This window comes from Bradyrhizobium sp. UFLA06-24 (genome assembly GCF_054967145.1).
This window is the reverse complement of record NZ_JADFUE010000046.1, coordinates 41,840-50,363: the sequence shown is the minus strand read 5'-3', so window position 1 is coordinate 50,363 and position 8,524 is coordinate 41,840. Positions and strand designations below refer to the sequence as shown.

6 protein-coding genes and 1 pseudogene are annotated in these 8,524 nt (G+C 61.0%); 2 read left to right on the top strand and 5 right to left on the bottom strand.

Annotation, left to right across the window (positions count from 1 at the left end; translation table 11 throughout):
* Nucleotides 1–117: 117 nt before the first annotated feature.
* Nucleotides 118–882 carry an outer membrane protein gene (locus IF809_RS28285; RefSeq protein WP_462839170.1) on the bottom strand — a complete coding sequence of 255 codons (765 nt, stop codon included), beginning with the start codon at nt 880–882 and terminating at the stop codon, nt 118–120.
* Between the two features lie 1,637 nt (nt 883–2,519).
* On the opposite strand from IF809_RS28285, the gene cax reads away from it, so the two are divergent.
* Both cax and IF809_RS28275 read left to right on the top strand, forming a co-directional pair.
* Nucleotides 2,520–3,623 carry a calcium/proton exchanger gene (cax, locus tag IF809_RS28280; RefSeq protein ID WP_462839169.1) on the top strand — a complete coding sequence of 368 codons (1,104 nt, stop codon included), beginning with the start codon at nt 2,520–2,522 and terminating at the stop codon, nt 3,621–3,623.
* Between the two features lie 195 nt (nt 3,624–3,818).
* A pseudogene (locus IF809_RS28275) lies at nt 3,819–3,894 on the top strand (carbonate dehydratase); the annotation flags it as partial.
* 80 nt (nt 3,895–3,974) lie between these two features.
* Here the strand turns inward: IF809_RS28275 and IF809_RS28270 are convergent.
* From IF809_RS28270 to IF809_RS28255, 4 genes are all read right to left on the bottom strand, one after another.
* Complete coding sequence (locus tag IF809_RS28270) at nt 3,975–4,148, bottom strand: hypothetical protein (protein WP_453982604.1); 174 nt, start codon at nt 4,146–4,148, stop codon at nt 3,975–3,977.
* A 522-nt stretch (nt 4,149–4,670) separates the two neighbouring features.
* The gene (locus IF809_RS28265) at nt 4,671–5,051 is read right to left on the bottom strand and encodes a hypothetical protein (RefSeq protein ID WP_462839168.1); all 381 of its coding nucleotides are present in this window, start codon (nt 5,049–5,051) and stop codon (nt 4,671–4,673) included.
* Nucleotides 5,052–5,290: 239 nt separating this feature from the next.
* Nucleotides 5,291–6,586, bottom strand: coding sequence for an alpha/beta hydrolase (locus tag IF809_RS28260; RefSeq protein ID WP_462839167.1), 1,296 nt, complete (start codon nt 6,584–6,586; stop codon nt 5,291–5,293).
* Nucleotides 6,587–6,735: 149 nt separating this feature from the next.
* The gene (locus IF809_RS28255; protein ID WP_128964926.1) at nt 6,736–8,523 is read right to left on the bottom strand and encodes a chloride channel protein; all 1,788 of its coding nucleotides are present in this window, start codon (nt 8,521–8,523) and stop codon (nt 6,736–6,738) included.
* Nucleotide 8,524: the final 1 nt, after the last annotated feature.

The following is an 8,524-nucleotide window of genomic DNA, read 5'->3' as shown; positions in this document are numbered from 1 at the left end:
GCGGCGAGGGTTTGCGAAGCATCCCTCAATGAATCAAAAGTCCCCGCCAATGGCGAGGACTTTGTCAGCGGTCTGAAAGCCCCGGCGAGCCGGGGCTTTCTTTGTAGATCGTAGCGACTAGTAGCGAGCCGCGATCGGAGCTCCGTAGCCGCCGAAGCGGTAGTTCAACCGCACAGTGACCATATCGACGTCCTGGCTAACACGGTCGCCGAGAAGAGTGACGCCGCCGGGGGTGACAAAGCCTGCGCCGGCGAAGGTGCGATTGTCATTCCCCATCCAGAGATGGTCATATTCAACACCGAACGACCAATTCGGCGAGAAGCCATATTCCCAGCCCACGCCCAGAGTGCCGCCCCAGCGCGTGTGGCCTGCCGAATCCAAGCCGACGCCCGTGATGTTGCTGAAGACATCAAAGCGATTGTGAGTTACCGCCGCACCACCCTTCACATAGAGCAGCGACGCGTTCCATGCCCAACCGAGTTGAGCCGTGAAGAGCCCGATACCGTCAGTCTTGCCTGTGGTCGAAATCGCCGGATCGATCAGGGTGACGCGCGTATTCTTGATGTCGGCCCAGTCGCCCTGCGCCTCCAATCCGAACACGAACTGGCTGCTCTGCCAGCGATAGCCGATCTGTCCGCCGACCAGGCCGCCATCGCGCGTCGCGCAGCCACCGGCAACTGTTGCGACCGGCGTCACGAAATCGACGCAACCACGGCTCTGGCCCCATCCGCCGTTGGCGCCGATGTAGAAACCTGTCCAGTCGTAGACCGCTGCGACCGGCATGGGCGGCGCCTTGGTGTACGGACGCGCTGCCAAATCGGCCGCCGATGCGGGCGCAGATACGGCCATCACCCCGGCCGCGATGATCAGAAGCTTCTTCATTGCAAGCAATCTCCCCACGAATTTCAAATCCGACACGAATACCCACCTGCCAAATGAATGTTAGACTTTTCGCCTGCTGGTTGATGTAGTTACGGAGCAACACTGCGCTTATTTATGCGGCGCAAATTCCTAATTTCGATTAAGATGTTATGCACTGCATCGTGCATACGCAGGGCGAGCTCAACCCGGCGACCCCGTCTCTGATGGTGCACCTCGAAATCAAAAGGTCAGCATTGAAGAGAGACCGAGGAATGCAGCGGCTGCTCCAGCTCCGGCAACAGCAAACAACTTTGATCTAGATCAACGTTGGCAAGGCCGCAGTGCGGCTGCATTAAGCCTCGTAGACCCCAAACTACGAATGAGACCCAACCCCAAGGCCGCTGGCTCCCCAAGGCCAGCGGCCTTCTTTTTGGGGCAGCAGCTGGTGGGATCATCTCCGGGGTAGGGTACGCAGCTGCACTGGCACAAACTGCACATCCCCCCGAGCCCATAATCTGCTACCGTTTGACGGCCCAATATGGGGTGCCGTGATGGTGGACATCATCTTCAAGGCAGCATCGTAGGGTTAGACGTTTTTTCGAACCGTCCTATTCTCCCTGCCGCCTTAAGCCTCTAAAATTATAGGCGGCCCGGAGCCTCGCCCGCACAATCCTTGCAGCCGCCAGCGCATGTAGCTGCCCTTGCAGCACCGCTAGCACGTCTGTTTGCGTTGTAGAGATCGTCGGCGCTTGACGTTCTCGCGCGCGACCTTGCTCACTCAAGCCAGTGCTGCACGTCCACCTACAAGGGTGGCGAGCGTGGAATTGGCAAAGGCCCATGCGCGGTTGACGATCCGATTGACCAAATTCGATATCCAAAACGACGGTCCGGACTTGGGGGGCTGAGATTGGGGGCGGGACCGTCATCGCGCGGAGGCGCGGACCCTTTGCGCCCAGCCAGCAACGTAGATCACGTGGGCACGGGCAATTGTCTTCTGGTGCATCCCAGGGCTCAGTCTTGGCCCTCAAATGTCCCGCCTCACTCGTAGAAGCTTAAATTGCCATTAACTGCTCGTTGATCATCGATCTCGGCTGGTAGAAACTCTTCCAGAAAAGTCACACCTTCTTGCTGACGCCGATCTTAACCCCGCGGCGGCTTTTTTCTTGAATGGATCATCGCGCGTTCACCCAATGACAACCTCACCATGATGTACGAGAGCGTTCGCGGCGCACTGGCATCTTTCGCTATGATGGCCACGAATACAGGCTGATTGAGCGGTAGCTCGAGGCCATTCGCCGCGGCTCGCCACTCGGCCGCATGGTGATGGAGGAGTACAAGAGCGCGGGCATGCCCTACTGAGTGTAGTCGTTCTAACCGTTGGCCTGCTGCCCTTGGGCAAAGAATCGAGGCATTGCGGGAGGTGGGGTCTTCACCTGTGTCTAACCTCAGCCCAGAGCGCGCGGCGATGTCCGCTTTGGAGAGATGACCCGACCAAGGGCATGGTGGGCTGCCGATGCCGCCTTTGGCTTGCTGCGGACATGCGCGAGCCGTCTCGACCTCCTTGATTGCCTTGATTTACGTCAAAAGACTTTAAAGTCGAGCTGCGAGGGTTTGCAGCGTGGCAATTCCGTCCGCATTCGTTGAGTTAGGGCAGGACTATGAACCCTCTACTGAAAGAAATCAGATCTAGCCCGCTACTATGGATGCTGATTTTCGTACCCGTTGTGTTGGTGGTCGAACACGCAGTCCCGTCCGCTCACACTGCCCTGTTCGTCCTCGCAGTCCTTGCCATTGTGCCTCTGGCAGCACTCCTCAGCCATGCTACCGAGAGCGTCGCGGAAAGAACCGGAGACGCGATCGGCGGCCTGCTCAATGCAACGTTGGGAAATCTGACCGAGCTGATCATCGCCGTCTCCGCGCTTCAGGCCGGTGAGTACATGCTGGTCAAGGCATCAATCGCCGGAGCCATTGTCACGAACTCGCTGTTCATGCTGGGCATGTCGTTTCTACTCGGCGGTCTCCGACATCATGTCCAAGACTATAATCGCGCCGGCGGCAGACTATCTGCCTCACTATTGTTGATGGCTACAATTGCGCTTCTCGCTCCAGCCGCTGTGGCTGACCTTGATTTGCTAAAAGGCGAGGCGATGGCACGAAACCTCAGCGCGGGCTTGGCGGTGTTGCTGATCTGCGCGTATGCTCTGAGCCTGCTGTTCTCACTCAAAACGCACAAGGAGCTGTTTGCAAGCGAGGAGCACGGAGATGCTGGCGGGGGTGGTTGGCCGATCGGTCTCGCTATCGGTACACTCCTCGTGGTCACAGTGCTCGTTGCGCTGGTGAGCGAGATCTTCGTGAGCTCGGTGCAGAAGGCGGGAGAGACGCTAGGTTTGAGTCCGGCCTTCGTTGGCTTCATCATCGTTGCGCTGGTCGGGGCAGCAGCGGAAATGGCGGTTGCGTTTTCAGCGGCACGAAAGAACCGCCTCGATATGAGCGTGAGTATCGCGCTCGGAAGCGCGTCGCAAATAGCGCTGTTTGTTGCGCCGGTTCTGGTTCTGTTGAGTTACGCTGTTGGCCCGAAACCGATGGACTTACAGTTCTGGCCGGGTGCCGTCACCATGGTGATGATCGCTACAGTGACATGTTGCTTCATCACCAATGGCGGCCGCTCCGCCTGGTTCATCGGCGCGTTGCTGCTGTTCATCTACGTGATCTTCGCCATGACGCTGTACATGGTGCCACCCGGTTCTCATGCGCAGATATGAGAAGGTGATGGGCGCACTTGGAAACCCATTCGGGCTGATGGCTAGGATTGCCTCAGGCACATTTGGCGCCGTAGTGGGTGCTGATTCTGGGCGCGTACCATCCGGACTGGCCCGCCGGTAACCAGGAGCACTCCAATGACGGCGATCCGGTCACCCGAGGCGTGGACGAAGCATCGTGTCGAGCTCCGCGTGGATGACATCGCGCGTTTCGCCAAGCTCTACCCGATGAACGCGCGGCCCGTGCAAAAAACGTGACCGTCGTTTCATCCTGAGTTCAGGCCCGCGGCGAAGATGCCGCTTCGAGTCACCAGCATCGAGCTCGGGTTCGAGGAGCATTTCCGCCGCCGAACATCAGAATGGGATATCATCTTGCAGTTCTTCGGCCGTCGTTGGCGTCTTGACCGGCTCGGCAAGTGCATTCTGCGGCGCGCCCTCGATCGGCGGGCCGCCAAAGCCTCCCAAACCGCTGCCTCCACTTCCGACTAGCGAGAAGCCGAACCAATTCTGCTTGACCTCAGGAAACAATACCAATTCGTGAGATCGCCATCGGATAGCAGTCCTTGGATTGCTCGTTCTCTCAGAAAAACGAGATAGTCGATGATCTGTCGGTGCAGGGCTTGATATTCATCGCTCTCACTTGAATAGCAAGAACGGGTCAATGGAGAGCGGTAGATCGTTGATCAGCGAAACATCGAACCGCCGTATTTCTCAATAACCGAAGGATCGACACCGAAGGTGTCGCTAAAAAATGTCCCTATCGTCCCGCCGCGACGTTTCAGGTGGAGTGAAATTGTTATTGATCGACTAAAGATGCGACCTGGTCCGGACGCAACCCATGCCACATGGACTTTCAGCAGTGTGCAGGCGGCACGAACTTGACAACGCCGTTCGTCCGCCCGCGGTTTCGGCCTGCCCGCTACCCATCGTGCAGACGCTGCCGCGTCCACCGCATTCCGGCTCGCAGACGTGACGACGTACGATCGCCCCGCAAGCTCAGGCAGGGATGAGCGATACTAGCTTGACACCCTGCTGCAGGTGTTTTGCCCGTCAGTAGGGATCATAGTAATAGCGCGGGCCGCCATAGTAGCCGTAGCCGGGGCCATAATAGCGCGGGCCGCCATAATAATAGTTGTCGTAATATTCCTGGCGCCGGCTCTCGGCGATCGCGCCGCCGATCAGGCCGGCCGCGAGGCCCATAAAGGCGAGCCCGGCAGCGTTCGGTCCGCGCCGATAATGCCGATAGTGACGCCGGGCAGCGCTGAAATCGGTTGCGTTGGATGAGCCTTGCCCCGCCACGGCGGGCGCTCCCTTGGCCGGTGTCGAAGACGCGGCGGCGGACGGCGACAGCGACGCCACGACCAGGGCGAAACTGGTGACCGCGGCCAGCACAGTGCGGCCAACTCTCGAATTCATGAACCTGTCGCTCATCTTGACGTCCTCTGCGCTCGCCAAACAAGAGATAGGGAAACAACACATAATCCGCAAAGCATTGAAATGTTGCTCGATCGCGGCAATCTGCCGCGCCTTGAACGATTGTAAATCGAATGCCGGATCGAGCTTGATCCATTCAACATGCGCGGTTCATGAACATTAGCGCCCTCTGCTATACAGCCGACAGAAGGCGTGGACGGCGGTGCTGACGTGCTCCGCGCGCTTGGGGCTTGCGTTCAGGGCCGGTAGCTCCAGTATTTCCGGACCGCGTCACCTGCGACCTGGAGGTCGAAGCGCTGGTCGGGTGCGAGTTGCTGCGCGATCAGGTTGAACATGTCGTTCAGGATCGATCGCTTCTCGCCGAAATAGGAATGACGCAGGCCGACCAAGCTGGTGTCGACCAGCGACGCATCGATGGTATCGACGCCGTCGACGATCGTCAGTGCCTCGCCGGCCTCCCCCGCGCGCGGATAGCCGTGGACGAATTTCGAGGCCAGCAGTGCGACGTCACGAGAGGAAGCGTAGAGCGTGAGCCGCGCGGCGCAGCCTTTGAATTTTGCCGCGAGCTGAACGAAGCGGTCACGATCGATGTCGGGTGCGGCAAAGATGATCTGGCCGAGCTTGGCGGCGCCTGCAGGCAGTTGCCAGGAATTGACCTGTTCGAGCGAGTTGATCACCGCGCGGTTGCCCATACTATGAGCGATGACGTGGACCTTGCCGGCGCCGACTTCGCAGAGCGCAAGTTTGAGAAACGCCTCGAAATGATCGCGCGACCAATCGATCGTGCTTTCATCCACGGTGTACTTCTTGGTATCCGCCGTCGACGCCCAGCTATAGAGCAACGTCCGGCCGGCAAATTTCAGGTCCACTGCAAGCTGCCCGGCCCGCCGTGCCGCGTCCTCGAACGTCACGTTGTAGCCGTGCACAAAGATCAGGACGTCACGCAGGTCAGCTGCGGCAAGCGAATCTTTCAAAGTGGTGACGAAGGCGTCCCGGCCGAGCGCGCCGACGGTTTTGAGGATCACATGCTTTTCTGGATCTGCCGATAACTCGAAGTGCCACCAGCTCGGACCAGTCAGCTCGCCAACTGCGCGGCCGCGCGTGGGCACGCTCACCTCCGCAATCCCCAGAGACAACGTCCCGCGCGCGCCGCCGAAATATTTCCCAGGCGTGTCTCCGCCCCGAGCGCGGTCGGTCCCGTAGAAGACGGGAATGGTGACGACGCCAGTTGCCTCATCCGTGGTCGGCCGGACGATATCCGGGACCACAGGCGGTGGCACGTGGCCGCGCCGGGCTATGGTCTCGGTGGCTGCGGGTGTCTCTATGTCTGCCATCACGCGCTCGACGAGCTCCACGGCCGGCGCCTCCGCGAGCAGCCGCACAAGCAGCACGTCCAGGGATCGGCGAAGCTTGTCTGGATCTTCACCCTGGCCGGCGCGTCCAGCCAACTCCAGCAGTTCATCGCGGTAAGGCGGCCATTTGTCACCCAGCAGATCGCTCAGCCGCGGCCCGAGTTCGAGCAAGGCAAGCAACAGGCGAAGCGTGTCCGACATCGCACGTCCCTCGTCGCTGAATGCGGCCAAGGCCGTAGCCTGACCGTCCATCCCCAGCCTAGAGGTTGTGAAGGATCTGGCAAGTCCGCTCAGCGTCCAGGGGCAGCCTGCCGCGGGGCGGGTTTGGCCTACGACAACGCGCCCAGCACGCCCCGCGTGGCCTTGTCGATTTCCTCGACATAGCGGCGGCGGGCGAAGGTTTCGGTCAGGAAGCCGACCACTTTGCGGCTATCGGTGGAATCGACCACCGCCAGCATCTCGGCCTCGGCCTCGTCGAATACCGCCATCGCGCTCTTCACGTTCATTTCCGGGATCAGCACGATGTCGGTCAGGCGCGCAAGCTCGATGACCTGGATGTCGTCGGCGATGGTGTCGAGGTCGCTGGAAAACAGGTCGGGCAGCAGGACGAGGCCGACATATTCGTCAGCATTGTTGACGATCACGATGCCGGGGCGCGATCCCAGCACGAATTCCCGGCGCGTCGCGGCGATGGTGGTGGTCGAGGGCACCTTGCCGACGTCGGAGCGCATCAGCCGCTCGACGGTCAGGTTGCGCAGCCAGCCGACGTCGTTGGCGCTGCGAATCGTCTCGCCGCGCAGATGCAGGCGCCAGGTCGAGAAGGAATGGCCGAACATGAAGCGTACGCAGATCGAGGTGACGATGCACCCCGCAAGCACCACGGCGGTGACGTCGACATTGCGCGTCATCTCGAGCACAAGGAACGACATGGTCAGGGGCCCGCCCACGATGGCAACCCCCAGCGTCGCCATGCCGGTCAACATCGCCACTAGCGGGTCGATCGCGAAACTCGGGCTGATCAGGAGCAGCACCGCGGCGAAGAACTTCCCGATCAGGCTGCCGACGAACAGCGAGGCGAAGAACAGGCCGCCGCGGAAGCCGGAGGCCAGCGAGATCAGGCAGGCTGTCACCTTGAGCGCGATGACAATCGCGATCAGGCCGATCGTCATCTCGTGAAAGAGGTCGAGCACCATGGCGCCGTGGCCGGCCGCGAGCACCTGCGGCGTGACGAGGGCGAAGCTCCCGACGATGAGGCCGCCGAGCACCGGACGAAGCCAGACCGGCAGCCATTTGAACAGTCGCTCGAACGCCGGCGAGGACCGCATCACGGCGATGCCGACGCCGCTGGTGACGAGAGCCAGCCCGATCAGGGCCAGATATTGCTCGACGCCGACGGCGCTAACCTTGGGGATTTCGAGCGAATAAGGCGCGCCGCCGAGCCATTGCGCGGTGAGCGCGCCCGCCAGCGAAGCCGCCAGGATCGGTGCGGCGCTGCCGACGGCATAGACGCCGACGATCAGCTCGCAGGCGTAGAATGCGCCGGTGATCGGCGCGCCGAACGCCGCCGCGATCGCCGCCGCAGCGCCGCAACCGACCACCAGGCGGAGATCGTTGCGGCGAAGATTGAAGAACTTTCCGAACAGTGAGGCGATGCCCGAGCCGATCTGGGTATAGCCGGCCTCGAGACCGACCGAGGCGCCGCAGCCGTTCGAGATCAGTGTCTGGCTCGACACCACAACGCTGTCGCGCATCGACAGATTGCCGCCACGCAGCGCGTTGGCCTCGATCGGGTCGACCGCGCTGGAGATCTTTAGCCGCCTCCGCCACCATTCCATCACACCAAGCGAGAGGCCGCCCAGCGCCGGCGCGAGCATCGCCGCCCAGGGACTGATATAGGTGTTGGCCGATAGACGCACGTCGATGGGAATGCCGTAGATGATGACGTGGGCGATCTGCGCGATCTCGGCCATCAAAGTCACGATCGCGCCGGCCAGCGTACCGATCACCAGCGCGAGCGGGATGAGGTAGAACTCGTTGCTGCGCAACAGCGCGCGCAGCCGCACCATGGTGCGGTTGGTCCCCTTGCCGTCGACGAAATATCTGATCCGCGCGAACACT

Excerpts from the sequence above, each read along its gene's own strand:
- IF809_RS28285 (WP_462839170.1), bottom strand. The coding sequence starts at position 882 with ATGAAGAAGCTTCTGATCATCGCGGCCGGGGTGATGGCCGTATCTGCG.
- cax (WP_462839169.1), top strand. The coding sequence starts at position 2,520 with ATGAACCCTCTACTGAAAGAAATCAGATCTAGCCCGCTACTATGGATG.
- IF809_RS28265 (WP_462839168.1), bottom strand. The coding sequence starts at position 5,051 with ATGAGCGACAGGTTCATGAATTCGAGAGTTGGCCGCACTGTGCTGGCC.